Origin of the sequence: uncultured Roseobacter sp., assembly GCF_947501835.1 — a bacterium.
Taxonomy (GTDB): Bacteria; Pseudomonadota; Alphaproteobacteria; order Rhodobacterales; family Rhodobacteraceae; genus Roseobacter.
In genome coordinates, this window is the sequence record NZ_CANMXR010000003.1 from 125,954 (window position 1) to 142,256 (window position 16,303).

The following is a 16,303-nucleotide window of genomic DNA, read 5'->3' on the forward strand; positions in this document are numbered from 1 at the left end:
ATGGAGATGTTTGGCGATCCCGCCATTTGGCTGCCCTGGACCTTTGCCGCACTGATGGGGCTGTCCATCCTGATCTATGTGATCCTGGATGGTTTCGACCTTGGGGTTGGACTGCTGATGCCGCTGGCCGATGATCTTGAAAAAGACCGGCTGGTGGCGTCCATCGGGCCGTTCTGGGATGCCAATGAAACCTGGCTGGTGCTGGCTATTGGTCTGCTGCTGGTGGCCTTTCCACCCGCGCACGGCATCATTCTGACATCGCTCTACCTGCCGGTATTCATCATGCTTGTCGGGTTGATCCTGCGCGGCGTGTCCTTCGAATTTCGGGCCAAGGCACCGCTGTCGCAGAAACCGAGGTGGAACGCAGCATTCTTCGCAGGATCGCTGATGGCCTCCATGAGCCAGGGGTTCATGCTCGGCATGTATGTCATGGGTCTGACGTGGACGGTGTCTCATGTGGCATTTGCCTTGCTGACGGCGGTGTTCCTGACTGTGGGCTACAGCTTCATCGGTGCCGCCTGGCTGATCGCCAAGACCGACGGAGTCTTACAGATGCACGCGGTGCGGTGGGCAAAGGGGGGCATCTGGGGTCTGATCCTGGGTATCGGCGCGATTTCCCTCGCCACGCCATTCGTCAGCCCGCGCATCTTCGACAAATGGTTCAGCCTGCCTGAATTTCTATACCTGTCACCCATGCCGATCCTGTCCGGCGCGCTGGTCGTATATCTGTGGTGGCAGATCAATCAGCTGGCGAAGGTTCAGGACCGCATGACCTGGGGGCCGTTCGTCGCGGCCATGGCGCTCTTTGCGCTTGCCTTTGCGGGGATGGCCTATTCGTTCTACCCCTATGTGGTGCCTGAGCAGATCACCATCTACGAGGCCGCCGCTGCCCCGGAAAGTCTGTTCATCATCTTGTTGGGCACGCTTTTCGTGCTTCCAGCGATCCTGGGGTACACGGTGCTGTCCTACTATATCTTCCGCGGCAAAGCGACGGAGCTCAGATACGATTAGCCCCTCAATCGGTCGTTGTCGGTCTGCAGCCGCGTGGTCTGACCCGCCTGGAATTCCAGGGGCAGAACCTTGCTCTGTTCGGTGGGCACGCCGTTGATCCGCGCCAAGAGGTTGCGCGCGCCGGTGATGCCCATCAATCGCCGCAGAGTCCGCACGGTGGTCAGTTTGATCGGCAAGACGGAGGCCAGATCGAGCGCATTAAACCCGATGACGCCAATGTCCTCTGGCACCGAAAATCCCTTTGCCTGGCAGCACATCAAACCGCCAAAGGCCATGTGATCGTTCAGATAGCAGATCACATCCGGCGCATAGTCTGACAACAGGCTGGCGGTGCCATCAAACCCAGTGACAAAAGCGTTGCCAAGCGCCGGGCGCTCCGCAATCACCGCGGTTGATCTTTGTTCGGCAAAGACATCGCGAATGCCTTCGAGGCGGGCATCGGCGCGCTTGTCATGCCCCCGCGGTGTGCTGACAAAGGCAGGCCGCTGATACCCCAAGGAGATCGCATGCTCGCCGATCATCCGGCCCGCCTGAAAGTGATCGATGCCGACGCAGATATCGATGGGATCATCCGTGTGGTCCCAAATCTCCAGCACTGGAATGGGGGAGGCCTTGAGCAGCTCGCGGGTTTCAGGGTGGTGATCGATACCGGTCAGAATAATCGCCGCCGGCTGCCAGGACAACAACCGGCGCACCCAATTGAGCTCAGCCTCGCGGTTGTATTCAGTGGTATCGATCACGCTGGAATAGCCCGCCGTATCGAAGGTCTGGCGCATGCCGTTCAGGATCTCGGCAAAGACCTCTCCGGCGAAGGTTGGCAGCGATATGCCGATCAGATTTGAGTTCGCCACGGCGAGGGAACGTGCCGCACTATTGGGCATGTATTTCATCTGCCGGGCGATCTTGAGAATTTCCGCGCGCTTCTTCTCCGAAACCCCTTCCACCCCCCGGATGGCGCGGGATACACTCATGATGCTGACATCGGCTTTGCGGGCGACATCCTCGATTTTTGTTGGTTTTGCTTGGCTGGACATCCCTGGTAGCGCTTTCTTCTCTTCTCTACTTCGGTTCAGATTTATCATTATTTTCAGCGTGTAACACGTGATTTGCGTTAACGTTAACGTAGTTTTCGGTTTTTGTCCTTCCTGAATTTCCTCACGGCGGGCACTCTATTTGTAATCGCTTGGGCTCATTTCACGAGCAGGTGCGAGCGCATTTGGGGGGACTTGCGTGCCACGAATTGTCTTTGATCAGGTCGCCAAGAGCTACGGTGCCGTTGAAGTTTTGCCACCCTTTGACCTGGCGTTGAACGATGGTGAATTCACGGTGCTCGTCGGTCCGTCCGGATGTGGGAAATCGACGACACTCCGGATGCTGGCCGGGCTGGAAACCCTGTCGGGCGGCGAGATTTATTTCGATGACAAACCGATCAGCAAACTTGATCCCAAGGAGCGTGATCTGGCGATGGTCTTTCAGGACTACGCGCTTTATCCGCACATGAATATTGCCAAGAACATGTCCTTCGCGCTGCGTTTGGCCCGGGTCTCCAAGCCGGAGATCGAAGAGAAAGTGCAGCGCGTCGCCGAGATGCTGAACATCGCGCATCTGCTGGACCGCAAACCGGCGGAGCTTTCGGGTGGGCAGCGGCAGCGGGTTGCGATGGGGCGGGCATTGGTGCGCGACGCGGGCACGTTCCTGTTTGATGAACCGCTCTCCAATCTGGACGCCAAGCTGCGGGGCAAGATGCGTGCCGAACTGGCCGAGATGCGCGACACCATCGACAAGAACATGGTCTATGTGACCCACGATCAGGTCGAGGCGATGACGCTCGGTGACCGGATTGTGGTGATGAGCGATGGGCTGATCCAGCAACAGGGCTCGCCAGAGGAGCTTTTCAAATCACCGGCGAATAAATTCGTCGCGGGGTTCATTGGCTCACCGACGATGAACTTCGTTGATGGGGAGTTGGTCTCGGAACAGGACACCGTTTGGGTGCGGGGGGATGGCTTCCATCTGCCGCTGGATGCCGAAACCAGCGCCCGGGTTCAGAACGCACGGGACCGCCAGATCACGCTGGGCCTGCGCCCGTCGAGTTTCACTACCGATCTGACGCAGGGTGCACCCATCGAGTTGCGCATTGTTGTTTCCGAATATCTGGGCGCGCAATCGGTTCTGGTCACACGCTGTGGCGGTGGCGAAATCCTGGTTGAGACGCAAAGCGCGGCTCCTGTGAAATCCGGGACCACGCAGACCTTTGGCGTGCTCACCGATGAGCTCATGATTTTCGATAAGACGTCCGGGCTCAAGCTCTGACACATCAGAAATAGCATCTAGGGAGGACTGAAGAATGCTATCACTCAAGACAATCCTGACGGGCACCGCGCTGTCGGTTTCCATGGCCGGACTGGCGCTGGCCGATGGTCACGGCGGGCCCTATGCGCCCTACGCGGGCACCACGCTTGTGATCAACGTACCGGCGCACCCGCATTACAACGCGATGATGAAGGTGTTGCCCGCCTTCACCGAGGAGACGGGCATTGAGGTCGAAGTGGACCAGTTGCAATACCTCAAGATGCGTGAGCGGCAGACCCTGGAGCTGACCAAGGACGAGGGCGATTACGACATGATCGCCTATGTGGTCTTCTCCAAGGCGGATTACGTTTTTGCCGATCAGTTGGAAAACCTGGCGCGGTTTTTCATGAATCCGAAGCTGGCGGACCCTAATTATGACGCCGAAGATCTGATTGACGGCTATGTGGCCAATATCGGGATCGCAGGCGGCAAGAAAGGCTATCTGCCGGGCAAAACCGGATCGCTTTTCGGCATTCCTTTCGGGTCTGAAACATCGGTGCTGGCCTACCGCAAAGACATCTTTGAAAAGCACGGGATCGCAACGCCTGAGACCTACGATCAATTGCTCGACGCGGCGTGCAAGATCCCCGAGGTCGAACCGGGCATGGGCGGCATGGCGTCGCGCGCAGCCTCCGGTCACCAGGCCAGCCACGCGTTCCTGCTGCACCTTGCCCCTCTGGGCGGGCGCGTATTTGACGACAACTGGGAACCGATCATCAACAATGAGGCGGGTGTCGCCGCCGCAAATGCGCTGAAGACCATCGTGGATTGCGGCCCTGAAGGGTCGCAGACATTCGGCCCGGCAGAAGCTGCGGCAGCCTTCAGCCAAGGCCAGGCGGCCATGTTCATGGATTCCATCGCCTTTGCCGCAGGGTTTGAAGATCCCAGCAAGTCCAAGGTAGCGGGCAACGTCGGCTATGCGCTGCACCCCGAAGGTGTGCGTCGTGGCTCGCAAACCGGTGGGTTCGGCATTGCTATTCCCAAGAACGCCCAGAACAAGGAAGCGGCCTTCCTGCTGATGCAGTGGCTGACCTCCAAGAAAGGTGACCTGATGGTGGCCATGGCGGGCGGCAACCCGTCGCGCTTCTCCACCTATGAGAACGCGGAACTGAACGAGAAGTATCCCTATTCCGCAACCTTTGGCGAGGCGCTGAAATATGCCGACCCCGATTGGCGCCCGATCATTCCCACATGGGGCAAGATCAATGCCGACATCGGGACCACCATGAGCCAGGTGCTGACCGAGGGGCTTGACCCGCAGGAAGCGCTTAATGGTGTGGCCGAACGGGCCCGCGCCATCATGGATGAGGCCGGATACTACACCTGGCAGTAAGCGTTTCCTCCCAAACGCTGGCCGGGCGGCACAGGTCGCCCGGCGCACTCCCCGCCCATGGATTTCTGAGACATGCAAAGCGCGAACGTCAACAGGCTGACACCCTATCTGTTCCTGGCTCCTGCGGCCATCATCATGGCGGTCGCGCTGCTCTACCCCATTGGCTATATGATCTACGCCAGTTTTCTGGACTGGAACCCGAGCCAGCGGATCGGCGAAGCTGAATTCGTCGGCCTGCGCAATTACATCAACCTTCTGAGCGACGCGAGCTTTCGGGAAAGCTTTTGGGTCACGCTGAAATTCGCCGCCATCGTTGTGTCTTTGGAGATGTTTCTGGGCGTCGGGCTGGCGCTGCTGCTTGACCGCAATATCCGCGGCATGTCCCTTCTGCGCACGCTCTTCATCCTGCCGATGATGATCGCACCCATCGTTGTCGGCCTGATGTGGCGCTATATGTATCACCCCACCGTCGGTATCTTTAACCGCACGCTGAAATCAATGGGGCTCGATCCGGTGCCCTGGCTTTCAGATGGCAACTGGGCCTTTGCCTCGGTGGTGATCGCGGACGTCTGGCAGTGGACCCCGTTTATCTTCATCCTCTCGCTGGCCGCGCTGCAATCCCTGCCGCAATCGGCGATGGAGGCGTCGCGCATCGATGGCGCGACCGGCTGGCAGCAGGTCATCTACATCAAGCTGCCGCTGATGCTGCCGGTGCTGATTGTAACGCTGCTGCTGCGTCTGATCGATGCCTTCAAGGTGCTTGAAGTGATCTTGGTGCTGACCAATGGCGGGCCGGGACTGTCGACCGAAATCCTATCCTTACGCATCTCGCGCACGGCCTCGGAATTCCGTGAGTTGGGCGAAGCGGCGGCCATGTCGAACTACCTGTTGATCCTGCTGATGATCCTGACCTTCGGCATGTTTTTCTACAACAAGGCGATGGAAGTCCGCGCCGCGCGGCTGCGCAAAGCTGCTGAGGAGGATCTGTGATGTCGGCGAAGACCTACGACCGCCAGAACCCGGCATTTTACGCGCTGCTTGTCGCCCTTGTGGTCATGTCCGTCGGGCCCATCGCGATGATGCTGATGACCTCGCTCAAGCTGAACGTGGACATCATGTCCGACACCTCGTCGCTCATTTTCATGCCGACGCTGCGCAACTATGAAACGGCGCTCTGCGATTTCCTCTGGTACGAAGCGCCGCACATCGACTATTGCGACAAAACCTTTGGTCGCGCGCTGGTCAACTCGCTGATCATTGCGCTGGTCTCGACCGTGCTGACACTGGTGATCGGTTGCATGGCGGCCTATGCGCTGGTGCGTTTTCGGTTCATGGGACGCGATAGCGTGTCGCTCGCCACGCTGGCGATGCGGATGGTGCCGCCGGCGGTGCTGCTGGTGCCCGTCTTTGGCATCTGGACCTTCCAGTTCCAGATCGACGGCACACGCGCCGGGATCATCCTAGTATACGTGGCGATGAACCTGCCGTTCGTGATCTGGATCCTGCAAAGCTTCATCGTGCAGGTCCCGATCCAGCTCGAAGAAGCCGCGCGCATGGATGGGGCGGGGCCATTTCAGGTGTTTTTCCTCGTGGTGTTGCCGCTCATCAAACCGGGTCTGGCCGCCGCGGCGATCTTCACATTCCGGGTTGCCTGGAACGAATTCCTGCTGGCCAATGCGCTGGCGGATCGCAACTCCCGCACCGTGCCGGTCACAATTGTGAATTCCATGACCGAATTTGACATCGACTGGGGCGTGATCATGGCCACTGGCATGTTGCTCGCCATCCCGCCCATTATTTTCACCTTTGTCGCGTCGCGGCAGATCATTACCGGTATGACCGCAGGAGCGGTGAAAGGCTGATGTGGGACTGGCTGCTTGCCCCCATGGATGCGGCAAGCGCGCATGATGTGGGCTGGCATCTGAGCTGGCATGCCCGCGTGATGGTCCTCGCCTGGGGGGTATTGGTCCCGCTGGGTATTTTCATCGCCCGGTACTTCAAGATTACGCCGGGACAGGACTGGCCGCGCACCCTGGACAGTCATTTCTGGTGGAACACCCACCGCATCTGCCAGTATACCGCCACCCTGCTGATGGTTGTGGGGCTGGGGCTGATCCTGTCTGCGCCGCCTTTGACCATCAAGGCGGGGCCGCATGCCTTCCTCGGCTGGGCAGCTCTTGCGTTGGCGGTTGTGCAGGTCTGTGGCGGCATTCTGCGCGGGACAAAAGGCGGCCCCACAGCGCCCGCGCCAGATGGTTCATTACACGGGGATCACTATGATATGACGCCCCGCAGGCTTGCGTTCGAGTATGTTCACAAGGCTGCAGGCTACGTCGCGCTGGCGCTCTCTGTTGCCGCTGTCCTGACCGGTCTCTGGCAAGCCAATGCGCCCAATTGGATGTGGCTTTGCCTGTCCATCTGGTGGTCCGGCCTGTTGGCGGCCTCCGTCATCCTGCAAAACCGGGGCATGGCGGTTGATACCTATCAGGCCATCTGGGGGCCTGATCCGGCGCTCCCCGGCAATAAGCGCAAGCCCATCGGGTTCGGGGTGTCGCGGCGCATCGGATACCGCGAGAAAGACCCCGCAAACTAGGCGTCAGATATCCGCGCCGATTGCCTTCAACGCTGCGGTGGCCACGGCAACATCCTGATCCCCTGATCCGGACCCGATCCCGATCCCACCGATGCACTCTCCTTCGATCATGATCGGCAGACCCCCGGGCAGCCCGGTCATATGTCCGCCCGTGGCCATGCCGATGGCTTGGCGCACGGCGTCCGGTATCGCGGTTGTGGCCGCGCGGATCGAGGCCGCCGTCAGCGCTTTGGAGCGTGCACTTTTGCGGCTCAGAAACTTGGCGCCGGTCATGCGAATTTCGCCGAGCAGTTCGCCGCTCGCATCCACGATGACAATGCATTGCGGTTGCCCGTGGCTTTCCGCTTCGGCGATGGCGGCGGACAGCATTGTCATCACCGCATCATGGGTGAGAATGCGCGAGGGTTGAGTAGGGGACATTGGCGGCACTTTCTGATGAACGTTGATGCAAGCTGCGCCATCATGAAGGGTTTTGCGCGCACTAGGAAGAGACGGCGCGCAATTCCGGTGCCGCTGTGGTTCCGGGGGCCGGTGGACCCGCTCGCAGGCAAGATGACTTGCGCAGCTTCAGCAAGATCATCGTTGTGTCCTGCATGTCATTTTGCGTCAGGGCATCGGCCAATTCCGTGACGTGGCAGGAGACAATCTTTTGCGCGGGGCTCTGTGCTTTCGACACCAGGGTCACCTCAATATGTGCAGCGTAGGGCGACCGCACCAGCAAATCCTGGATCATCGGCGCGCTGGCCACCGACATGTAAAGCGCGATGGAAGCGCCAGGCTGCACATGCGCCAGCCAGGCCGGTGCATGCGGTCCGTCATGCCGGTGTCCGGTGGTCAAGACCAGGGTATCCACCTCACCACGCTCGGTCAGCATCGCATTGCAGGCAGCTGCTGCACCGCTCGCCGCCGTCACGCCGGGGACAATCTCAAAGGGGATGCCAGCCGCTTCCAGGGCGGTGATTTCCTCGGCGCCTCTGGCGAAAATACCGGGGTCGCCGCATTTCAGGCGCACACATCGCTTGCCTTGCCGTGCTGATGAGACCAAAACAGAACTGATCCGGTCCTGCGGCCAGCTATGGCATCCGGGCGCCTTGCCCACGTAGACGCGTTCGGCGTCGCGCCGCGCCAGTTCGAGGATGCCCGGATCGACCAGACGGTCATAGTAGATCACGTCCGCCTCCTGCAGGCGCTGGACGCCGCGCAGTGTGATCAGATCCCGCGCCCCGGGTCCGGCCCCCACAAGCGCGACGCTGCCCGTTGTGCCCGCGCCGAAATCACCCGTTTGCAGGGCGTCCTTGATCATGCGGGCGGCATCCCGTTCGGCGCCCCGCGCATGGGCTTCACGCGCAGGACCGGCAAACACCCAACGCCATAGGTCGCGCCTTTCGCGGGGGGCAAGACGCGCGGCGGCTGCAGGGCGCAAGCGACCGGCGAGGGCCGCAAGACGTCCCAGGCCCGGCTCCAGCACCTGCTCCATGCGTGTCTTGATCTGACGTGCCAGAACGGGTGCGGTGCCTTCGGTCCCGATGGCCACAACCACCGGATCGCGGTCGACAATCGACGGGGTGATCGCGTCGCACAGGTCTGGCTGGTCCACCACGTTGACAAGGCTCCCGGTGGCCTTTGCCAGCGTTTGGATCGCCGCGTCCGCGCCCGGGCAGCCCGTCGCGACAAAAACCAGCGCGCTGCCCTGAAAGGTCTCATCTGTGACAGGCCCGGTCTGATGGAGGACGCGGCCGTCGCGTGCCAGCGCGGTCAGCTCATCGTCCAGATCCGGTGCTGCGATGTGGATTTGCGCGTCGGTCTTGAGCATCAACCGGGTCTTTTGGGCGGCCTGTTCGCCCCCGCCGACGATGACCACGCGTCGCCCGGCCATTTGCAGGAACATTGGGAATGTCTTCACGTGACTTGCCTTTCTTGAGCAGCGCCTTTTGGGCATGCAACGGGAGGGCGGGTTTTCGAAATCAGGGTGTCATTCTGCGGCCATCGGTTTGATCACCTGTTGCAAAAGGGCCGCCAACTCCGGTTTGCAAGACCCGCAATTCGTGCCCGCACAGGTCATTTCACCCAATGCGTCAATACTCGCGGCACCCGCATTCGCCGCCTCCAGCAGCGTGTTGCGGCCAATATTGAAGCAGGCGCAAACGGTCACACCCGGATCCCTGCGCCCCGCCGTTGGCCGACCGGCAAGCGCAGTGAGCGCATCCACGGGTGTCCCCAGCAGCCCGACCGCTTCGCTACGGGACAGGGCGACCGGTTCCGTTGCCGCAAAAAACACTGCCTTGAGCAGACCATCCTCGACAATAGCAAGCCGAACCACGCCGGAGATCGGGATCTCCACTACCGCGATTTCGCCTGAGGTGATACCGATGATCTGCCGCGCATGGGTTTCCCAGTCTACGGGCATGTCGGTGTCGGCCAATTCCATTTGCCAACCGCTTTGCGTTTTGGCGACTGCGGCATAGGGTCCGTGCGGGACCATCTCGTTGACACTGGCGGCGAAACCAAACCATTTGGCATTGAACTTTTTGGCCGTCACAAGGCTCGATTTCAGGGCTGGCTGACCCGAGACCGGATCGACGTCCGACGCGATGACGCTATTGATCAGGCCAGCAGCGGCGCGCTGTCTTGTCCAGTGCATTGGGGCAAAGAGCTGTGCCGGGGCCACGCGGTCGGTGATCAGAGCGCGCAGCACAACGCGGCCATACAGGCTGTCCACCTGAACGAGATCTGCCGCTTTGATCCCCAGGCTGGCGGCATCGCCCGGATGAATTTCCACATAAGGTTCAGCAAGATGTGTCCCCAGTCGTGCGGATTTCCCGGTGCGCGTCATCGTGTGCCACTGGTCGCGGTTCCGGCCTGTGTTCAGCGTAAAACGCTGCGCCATCCGACGGGGGGTGGCAATGGGAAGCATTCTGGCCTTGCCATCCGGATGAAAGAACTTGCCGTCCGCAAAGAAACGCTTGCCGTTCTCAGGCCATTGCGTGGGGCGCAAAGCCTCATAGTCGGCGTTTTCAAACACGCTCAGATCAAGATCGCGCCCGAAGTGACGTGTCGCGCGCGCCAGCCCGACGTATTCCGCAAAAATGGCGTCAGGTGACGTATAAGCAAAAGCGTCCCTCCAACCCATCCGTGCAGCCACATCGCAGATGATCTGCCAATCGGGGCGTGCCTCGCCGGGGGCTGGCAGAAAGGCTCGCTGTCGCGAAATCCTCCGTTCCGAATTGGTCACGCTGCCGTTTTTCTCTCCCCAACCGGTCGCGGGCAGGCGCACGTCCGCCAGATCACCGGTATCCGTGCGCGCCATGATGTCAGACACGGCCACAAAGGGGACGTTTGCAATATCACGCGCCACGCCGCTGACATCCGGCATTGAGACCGCGGGATTGGTGGACATCACCCATAGCGCCTTGATCTGACCACTGGCACAGGCCTGAAAGAGATCGACGGCTTTGAGGCCTGGCTTGGTGCAGATCGTCGAGCTTTGCCAATAGGTCTGAACGGCGTCGCGGTGGTCCGGGTTTTCGATGTCGAGGTGATTGGCGAGCATATTGGCCAACCCGCCCACCTCACGTCCGCCCATGGCGTTGGGCTGCCCTGTGACCGAAAAGGGGCCGCATCCGGGTCTGCCGATACGTCCTGTGATCAGATGACAGTTCAGGATCGCGTTGACCTTATCCGTGCCGCAGGCGGATTGGTTGACCCCTTGCGAATAGACGGTGACGACCTTTTTTGTCTGCGCCCACAGTTGAAAAAAACGTTGTAGATTCCCCTTTGTCAGGCCGCTGTCCAAGGGGTTGGTCGACCGCGCGGCGTCAATGGCGGTGCGTGCGCCGCCCACATGATCCTGAACATAGGTTTGATCGGTGGCGCCGGTATCCACCAGATGGGCCAACAGCCCGTTAAAGAGCGCGATGTCCCCGTCCGGTGCGATGCGCAGGTGCATATCCGCCAGTTCAGACGTGGCCGTTTGGCGCGGATCGACATTCACGACCCGCAGGTCGGGGCGCTTGGCTTTTGCCGCTGCGATGCGCTGATGCAAGACCGGGTGGCACCAGGCCAGGTTGGAGCCGACCAGAACGATCAGGTCGGCCTCCTCCAGATCTTCGTAGGTGCCGGGCACCGTGTCCGTGCCAAAGGCGCGTTTGTGCCCGGCGACGGACGACGCCATGCACAGACGTGAATTGGTGTCGATGTTGGCGGATCCGATGAAGCCTTTCATCAGCTTGTTGGCAACGTAGTAATCTTCAGTCAGCAATTGACCGGAAACATAGAAGGCGACGCTGTCTGGGCCATGGTCACGGATGGCATCCGCAAACCGGCTGGCCACCAGATCGAGCGCTTCATCCCAACGCGCGCGACGTCTGCCGATCTGCGGGGCGAGAAGACGACCCTGGAGATCCAGGGTCTCGCCGAGCGCCGAGCCCTTTGAGCACAGGCGCCCGAAGTTGGCGGGATGCTCTGGATCGCCCTTGATGGTGCCATCCGCGGCGGCCAGAACCCCGCAGCCCACGCCGCAATAGGGGCAGGCGGTGCGCGTCAGGCTCATGCCACGGCTCTCGCGCGCAAAAAGGTCGCGTCCAGCAGAACACGCCCCTTCTCCACCCGCGCGGGATAAGTTGCGACCTGACCCTCATCGGCGCCCTGCGCCTGACCGGTCTCAAGTGAAATCACCCAGTTGTGCAGCGGGCAGGTAACGGCCTTGCCATGCACGATCCCTTCAGCCAGAGGTCCGGCTTTATGCGGGCAGGCGTTGTCCAGCGCAAAAACCTCGTCCGCCCCGGTGCGAAACACCGCAACGCATCCCAACCCGGTTTTGATCACACGGGCCCCGCGCTGCGGGATGGCGTCAAGGGCGGCAATATCGATCCAATGGCTCATTCGGCGGCCTCCAATGAAAGATCGGCAACAGGACGATAGGTCTCGGCGCGCTCTGTCGCGTGCTCGGCCCAGGGGTCTTTGCGGTAAATCGATTGGCTCACTTCGAACCGCTCTACCAGCGCTGCGCGCTCCGCAGCGTCCTCGAAAACGCGCGAGATGATCCAGTCGATCCCGACCTTGTTCATCCACTTGTAAATCCGGTCGAGATATTTGGCTTTTTCGCGGTAAAGCTGCGTGACCGCCTTGACCACATCGATGGTCTCCTCTTCGGTTGCCACCTGGCACAGCAAGGTCGTTTCCCGCACGTCCATGCCCGCCGCACCGCCGATGCTGATCTGATAGCCGCTGTCCACACAAACCACGCCAATATCCTTGCAGGTGGCCTCGGCGCAATTGCGCGGGCATCCCGACACTGCAAGCTTCAGCTTATGCGGCGTCCAGGACCCCCAAAGCGTTTTTTCCAGCTTGATCCCCAGCCCGGTGCTGTCCTGGGTGCCAAAACGACAGTGGTCGGTGCCGACACAGGTCTTCACCGTGCGCAGCCCTTTGGAATAGGCATGACCGGACACCATGCCCGCCGCGTTCAGATCGGCCCAGATATCCGGCAGGTCCTCGCCGCGTACCCCCAGCAGATCAATCCGCTGACCCCCGGTCACCTTGACAGTGGGCACGGCGTATTTGTCCGCGGCATCCGCGATGGCGCGCAGCTCATCCGGCGTGGTGATCCCGCCCCACATCCTCGGCACCACGGAAAACGTCCCGTCCTTCTGGATGTTGGCGTGTTTGCGTTCGTTGATGAACCGGCTTTGCGGGTCGTCGCGGTATTCAAGCGGCCAGTCCGCGAGCAGATAGAAATTCAGCGCGGGCCGACAGATGTGGCAGCCACAGGATGTCTTCCACCCGCATTCCTGCCAGACCGCTGGCATCGAGGTGAGCCTTTGCGATTTGATCATCCGGCGCACATCTTCATGGGTCATGTCGGTGCAGCCACAAACCGAGGCTGCCGCAGGCATCACGAAGTCATCACCCAGTGTGACGGCCAGAACCTGTTCGACCAGCCCGGTGCAGGTGCCACAAGACCCGGATGCTTTGGTCGTTGCCCGAACGGCCCCCAGATCAGCGGCGCCTGCCGCGATGGCATCCTCGATCTGCCCTTTGCAAATGCCGTTACAACCGCAGATTTCCGCGTCACGCGGTAAGGCTGCAACGGCTGCCAACGGGTCCTGGGGGGACCCTCCCTGAAACGCCGGGCCAAAAATCAGCGTCTCGCGCATCTCCGAGATGTCGGTCTTGTCGCGGATGAGGCCAAAGAACCAATTGCTGTCTGCGGTGTCGCCATACATCACCGCGCCAATGACCGTATTGTTTTCGATCACCAGACGGCGATAGACACCGCGCGCGGGATCGCGGAAAACGATGTCTTCGCGCCCTTCGGCATCCGCGAAATCTCCGGCGCTGAACAGATCGCACCCGGTGACCTTCAGCTTGGTCGAGAGCTCCTTTTGTACGAACCGTCCAGACGCGCCCAACAGAGTTTGTGCCGCCACCTTGGCCTGATCGTAAAGCGGTGCCACCAGCCCGAAAATCGCCCCGTCATGTTCAATGCATTCCCCGACGGCCAGCACATCGGGGTCCGACGTGATCATCTGATCATCCACATGAATGCCGCGCCCGACGGCGAGCCCCGCGTCCTGCGCCAGTGCGGTGTTGGGTCGAATGCCCACAGCCATCACCAAGAGATCACAGGGCAATTCCGTGCCATCGTCGAGCAGCAAGGCACGCACATGCCCGTCCCGCCCGAGGATTTCCTTGGAATTGGCCGAACATCGTACCGTGATACCCTTGTCCACCAGCGCCTTGCGCAGCAGGTAGGCCGCGGCTTCGTCCAATTGCCGCTCCATCAGGTGGCCCATGATGTGCACCACGGTGACGTCAGCGCCGCGTGCGGCCATGCCTGCCGCTGCTTCGAGGCCCAGCAACCCGCCGCCGATGACAACGACCTTATTGTCCGGCCCCATTGCTATCATGTCCTGCGTGTCTTCTAGGTCGCGGTAGGCGATCACACCTTGCAGATCATGCCCGGGCAGGGGGATCATGAAAGGATTGGATCCCGTTCCGATGAGCAGCTTGTCATAGGCCAGCACGTCACCGTTTTCGGTCGTCACCGTTTTTGCGGTACGGTTGATCTGCGCGATGCGTTCGCCAAAACGGCAGGTGACGCGCGCACCGGCATACCACGCATCGTCATGGGTCACGATCTCGTCGTATGCCTTCTCGCCCGACAGCACCGGGCTGAGCATGATCCGGTTGTAATTCCCGCGCGGCTCCGCGTTGAAGAGGGTGATGTCATAGGCATCCGGTGCCTCATCGGTCAGATGTTCCAGCACCCGGCCCGAGGCCATGCCCGCCCCGATGATGATCAGTTTCTCGGTCATATCTTACTCCGCCGCGACTGCTTTAGGGGTGGGGGTTGGAACAGCCGCCTTTTTGGACTGGTTGCCATGCTCATATTCCTCCAGGAAATCGAGCACTTCCTGCCGGTAGGCGTAATACTCCGGATGCTCCAGCAGCGCTTTGCGGGTGCGCGGGCGCGGCAAATCCACCTCGGTGATCTTGCCGATGGTCGCCTGCGGCCCGTTGGTCATCATCACCACGCGGTCGGCCAGCAGGATCGCCTCATCCACGTCATGGGTGACACAGATTGCAGTGACCTTGGTGCGCGACCAGACCTCCATCAGCACCTCCTGCAACTCCCAGCGGGTGAGGCTGTCAAGCATGCCAAAGGGCTCATCGAGCAGGAGCAGTTTGGGCGAGAGCGCAAAGGCACGGGCGATCCCGACGCGCTGTTTCATCCCGTTGGAGAGGCTTGCCGCGCCCTTGTCCATGCTATCGGCAAGGCCCACACGTTCGAGGTAATATTCGACCACATCCTGCCGCTCGGCCTGGGAGGCGCGGGGGTAAACTTTATCCACCCCGATTGCCACGTTCTCCTTGGCTGTCAGCCAGGGGAAGAGGTTCGGGGATTGGAAGACAACCGCACGTTCGGGATCAGCGCCCTCGACGTGGCGGCCGTCCAGCTTGATTGCACCCTTCGAGATCGGGTTCAGCCCGGCAGCCATGGTCAGCACGGTGGATTTGCCGCAGCCCGAATGACCGATGAGCGAGATGAATTCACCGCGGTTGATCTTGAGATTGAAGTCCTCGACCACCGTCAGCGGGCCCTTGGGCGTCGGATAGACTTTGTGCAGTTGCGAGAAATCGAGAAACCGTTCCTCGATCATGCCCTTCTGGGCCTCAGCCACGGCTGTGGGCACACCGTGAATGGGGGTGACGTCGGGCAGGCTGCGCGTTTCTTCGACCTTGGCCGCAATGCCGACATCCATCAGGTAGCCGGTGACCCGGGCGCGCAGGGCCTTGAAGGTCGCATCATGGTTCATCTCCATCCGGTCGCGCGGACGTGGGAGAGTGACCGCGAAGGGGTCGCCCAATGTGCCATCCGGGTTCAGAGGGATGATCCGGTCGGCCAGAAGAATGGCCTCATCAACATCGTTGGTGATCATGATGCAGGTCTTCTTGTCCTGCTCCCAGATGTCGAGGATTTCATCCGCCAGATTGGCCCGCGTCAGCGCATCCAGCGCGGAGAGCGGTTCATCCAGCAACAGCATCTCGGGGTTCATCGCAAGCGCCCGCGCCACGGCAACACGTTGACGCATCCCGCCTGAAAGCTCCGCCGGGCGGCGGCTGATGGCATGGCGCAGACCCACCATGCCGACATAGTGGTCGATCTTCGCCTGACGGTCCGCCTTGGAAAGCTTCGGAAAGACCGCGTCCACCGCCAGCCCGACATTGCCACCCACGGTCAGCCAGGGCATCAGCGAATAGCTTTGAAAGATCAGCCCGCGTTCCGGGCCGGGGCCGGTGATGGCTGTGCCCTTGAAGGACACGGTGCCGCTGTCGGGCATTTCCAGCCCTGCGATCAGGTTCATCAAGGTGGATTTGCCGGTGCCGGAGAAACCGAGGATCGCAACAAATTCGCCTTCGTGCACCTCAAGATTGATGTTGTTCAGGACCTCGGATCGGGCAGCGCCCTGACCAAACCCCTTGTCCACATTCTGAAAGCTCAGGATCATGGC

General features: G+C 60.8%; 13 protein-coding genes. 6 read left to right on the plus strand and 7 right to left on the minus strand.

Going from position 1 to position 16,303, the window contains the following annotated elements; genetic code table 11:
• Positions 1 to 1,011 (plus strand): cytochrome d ubiquinol oxidase subunit II, encoded by a 1,011-nt coding sequence (locus Q1A20_RS07360; protein ID WP_299402597.1) that lies wholly within the window; start codon positions 1 to 3, stop codon positions 1,009 to 1,011.
• Here the strand turns inward: Q1A20_RS07360 and Q1A20_RS07365 are convergent.
• Complete coding sequence (locus Q1A20_RS07365; RefSeq protein ID WP_299402599.1) at positions 1,008 to 2,045, minus strand: LacI family DNA-binding transcriptional regulator; 1,038 nt, start codon at positions 2,043 to 2,045, stop codon at positions 1,008 to 1,010. The genes Q1A20_RS07360 and Q1A20_RS07365 overlap by 4 nt on opposite strands.
• A gap of 196 nt (positions 2,046 to 2,241) precedes the next feature.
• On the opposite strand from Q1A20_RS07365, the gene Q1A20_RS07370 reads away from it, so the two are divergent.
• The 5 genes from Q1A20_RS07370 (at position 2,242) to Q1A20_RS07390 (ending at position 7,289) form a co-directional block, all read left to right on the plus strand.
• Positions 2,242 to 3,324, plus strand: coding sequence for an ABC transporter ATP-binding protein (locus Q1A20_RS07370; protein WP_299916612.1), 1,083 nt, complete (start codon positions 2,242 to 2,244; stop codon positions 3,322 to 3,324).
• A 34-nt stretch (positions 3,325 to 3,358) separates the two neighbouring features.
• The gene (locus tag Q1A20_RS07375; RefSeq protein ID WP_299402602.1) at positions 3,359 to 4,696 is read left to right on the plus strand and encodes an extracellular solute-binding protein; all 1,338 of its coding nucleotides are present in this window, start codon (positions 3,359 to 3,361) and stop codon (positions 4,694 to 4,696) included.
• Positions 4,697 to 4,768: 72 nt separating this feature from the next.
• Positions 4,769 to 5,686, plus strand: a complete 918-nt coding sequence (locus tag Q1A20_RS07380; protein ID WP_298974182.1) for a carbohydrate ABC transporter permease — start codon at positions 4,769 to 4,771, stop codon at positions 5,684 to 5,686.
• Complete coding sequence (locus Q1A20_RS07385) at positions 5,686 to 6,558, plus strand: carbohydrate ABC transporter permease (protein ID WP_298974180.1); 873 nt, start codon at positions 5,686 to 5,688, stop codon at positions 6,556 to 6,558. The genes Q1A20_RS07380 and Q1A20_RS07385 overlap by 1 nt, the downstream gene beginning before the upstream one ends.
• Complete coding sequence (locus tag Q1A20_RS07390; RefSeq protein ID WP_298974178.1) at positions 6,558 to 7,289, plus strand: cytochrome b561 domain-containing protein; 732 nt, start codon at positions 6,558 to 6,560, stop codon at positions 7,287 to 7,289. Before Q1A20_RS07385 ends, Q1A20_RS07390 begins: the two co-directional genes overlap by 1 nt.
• 3 nt (positions 7,290 to 7,292) lie before the next feature.
• Here the strand turns inward: Q1A20_RS07390 and Q1A20_RS07395 are convergent, their stop codons facing one another.
• The 6 genes from Q1A20_RS07395 to Q1A20_RS07420 all read right to left on the minus strand — a co-directional run bounded on the left by Q1A20_RS07395 (position 7,293) and on the right by Q1A20_RS07420 (position 16,300).
• Positions 7,293 to 7,709 (minus strand): heme-binding protein, encoded by a 417-nt coding sequence (locus Q1A20_RS07395; protein ID WP_298974176.1) that lies wholly within the window; start codon positions 7,707 to 7,709, stop codon positions 7,293 to 7,295.
• Between the two features lie 61 nt (positions 7,710 to 7,770).
• Complete coding sequence (gene cysG / locus Q1A20_RS07400; RefSeq protein ID WP_299916614.1) at positions 7,771 to 9,192, minus strand: siroheme synthase CysG; 1,422 nt, start codon at positions 9,190 to 9,192, stop codon at positions 7,771 to 7,773.
• A gap of 69 nt (positions 9,193 to 9,261) precedes the next feature.
• The gene (locus tag Q1A20_RS07405; protein WP_299916616.1) at positions 9,262 to 11,838 is read right to left on the minus strand and encodes a nitrate reductase; all 2,577 of its coding nucleotides are present in this window, start codon (positions 11,836 to 11,838) and stop codon (positions 9,262 to 9,264) included.
• The gene (gene nirD / locus Q1A20_RS07410; RefSeq protein WP_299402612.1) at positions 11,835 to 12,170 is read right to left on the minus strand and encodes a nitrite reductase small subunit NirD; all 336 of its coding nucleotides are present in this window, start codon (positions 12,168 to 12,170) and stop codon (positions 11,835 to 11,837) included. The genes Q1A20_RS07405 and nirD overlap by 4 nt, the downstream gene beginning before the upstream one ends.
• Complete coding sequence (gene nirB, locus Q1A20_RS07415; RefSeq protein WP_299916618.1) at positions 12,167 to 14,605, minus strand: nitrite reductase large subunit NirB; 2,439 nt, start codon at positions 14,603 to 14,605, stop codon at positions 12,167 to 12,169. Before nirB ends, nirD begins: the two co-directional genes overlap by 4 nt.
• 3 nt (positions 14,606 to 14,608) lie before the next feature.
• Positions 14,609 to 16,300: an ABC transporter ATP-binding protein gene (locus Q1A20_RS07420; protein ID WP_299916621.1), complete on the minus strand. Its 1,692-nt coding sequence runs from the start codon at positions 16,298 to 16,300 to the stop codon at positions 14,609 to 14,611.
• Between the last annotated feature and the right edge of the window lie 3 nt (positions 16,301 to 16,303).

Coding starts and splice junctions, on each gene's coding strand:
- Q1A20_RS07360 (WP_299402597.1), top strand. CDS start 1: ATGGAGATGTTTGGCGATCCCGCCATTTGGCTGCCCTGGACCTTTGCC.
- Q1A20_RS07365 (WP_299402599.1), bottom strand. CDS start 2,045: ATGTCCAGCCAAGCAAAACCAACAAAAATCGAGGATGTCGCCCGCAAA.
- Q1A20_RS07375 (WP_299402602.1), top strand. CDS start 3,359: ATGCTATCACTCAAGACAATCCTGACGGGCACCGCGCTGTCGGTTTCC.
- Q1A20_RS07380 (WP_298974182.1), top strand. CDS start 4,769: ATGCAAAGCGCGAACGTCAACAGGCTGACACCCTATCTGTTCCTGGCT.
- Q1A20_RS07385 (WP_298974180.1), top strand. CDS start 5,686: ATGTCGGCGAAGACCTACGACCGCCAGAACCCGGCATTTTACGCGCTG.
- Q1A20_RS07390 (WP_298974178.1), top strand. CDS start 6,558: ATGTGGGACTGGCTGCTTGCCCCCATGGATGCGGCAAGCGCGCATGAT.
- Q1A20_RS07395 (WP_298974176.1), bottom strand. CDS start 7,709: ATGTCCCCTACTCAACCCTCGCGCATTCTCACCCATGATGCGGTGATG.
- Q1A20_RS07405 (WP_299916616.1), bottom strand. CDS start 11,838: ATGAGCCTGACGCGCACCGCCTGCCCCTATTGCGGCGTGGGCTGCGGG.
- nirD (WP_299402612.1), bottom strand. CDS start 12,170: ATGAGCCATTGGATCGATATTGCCGCCCTTGACGCCATCCCGCAGCGC.
- nirB (WP_299916618.1), bottom strand. CDS start 14,605: ATGACCGAGAAACTGATCATCATCGGGGCGGGCATGGCCTCGGGCCGG.
- Q1A20_RS07420 (WP_299916621.1), bottom strand. CDS start 16,300: ATGATCCTGAGCTTTCAGAATGTGGACAAGGGGTTTGGTCAGGGCGCT.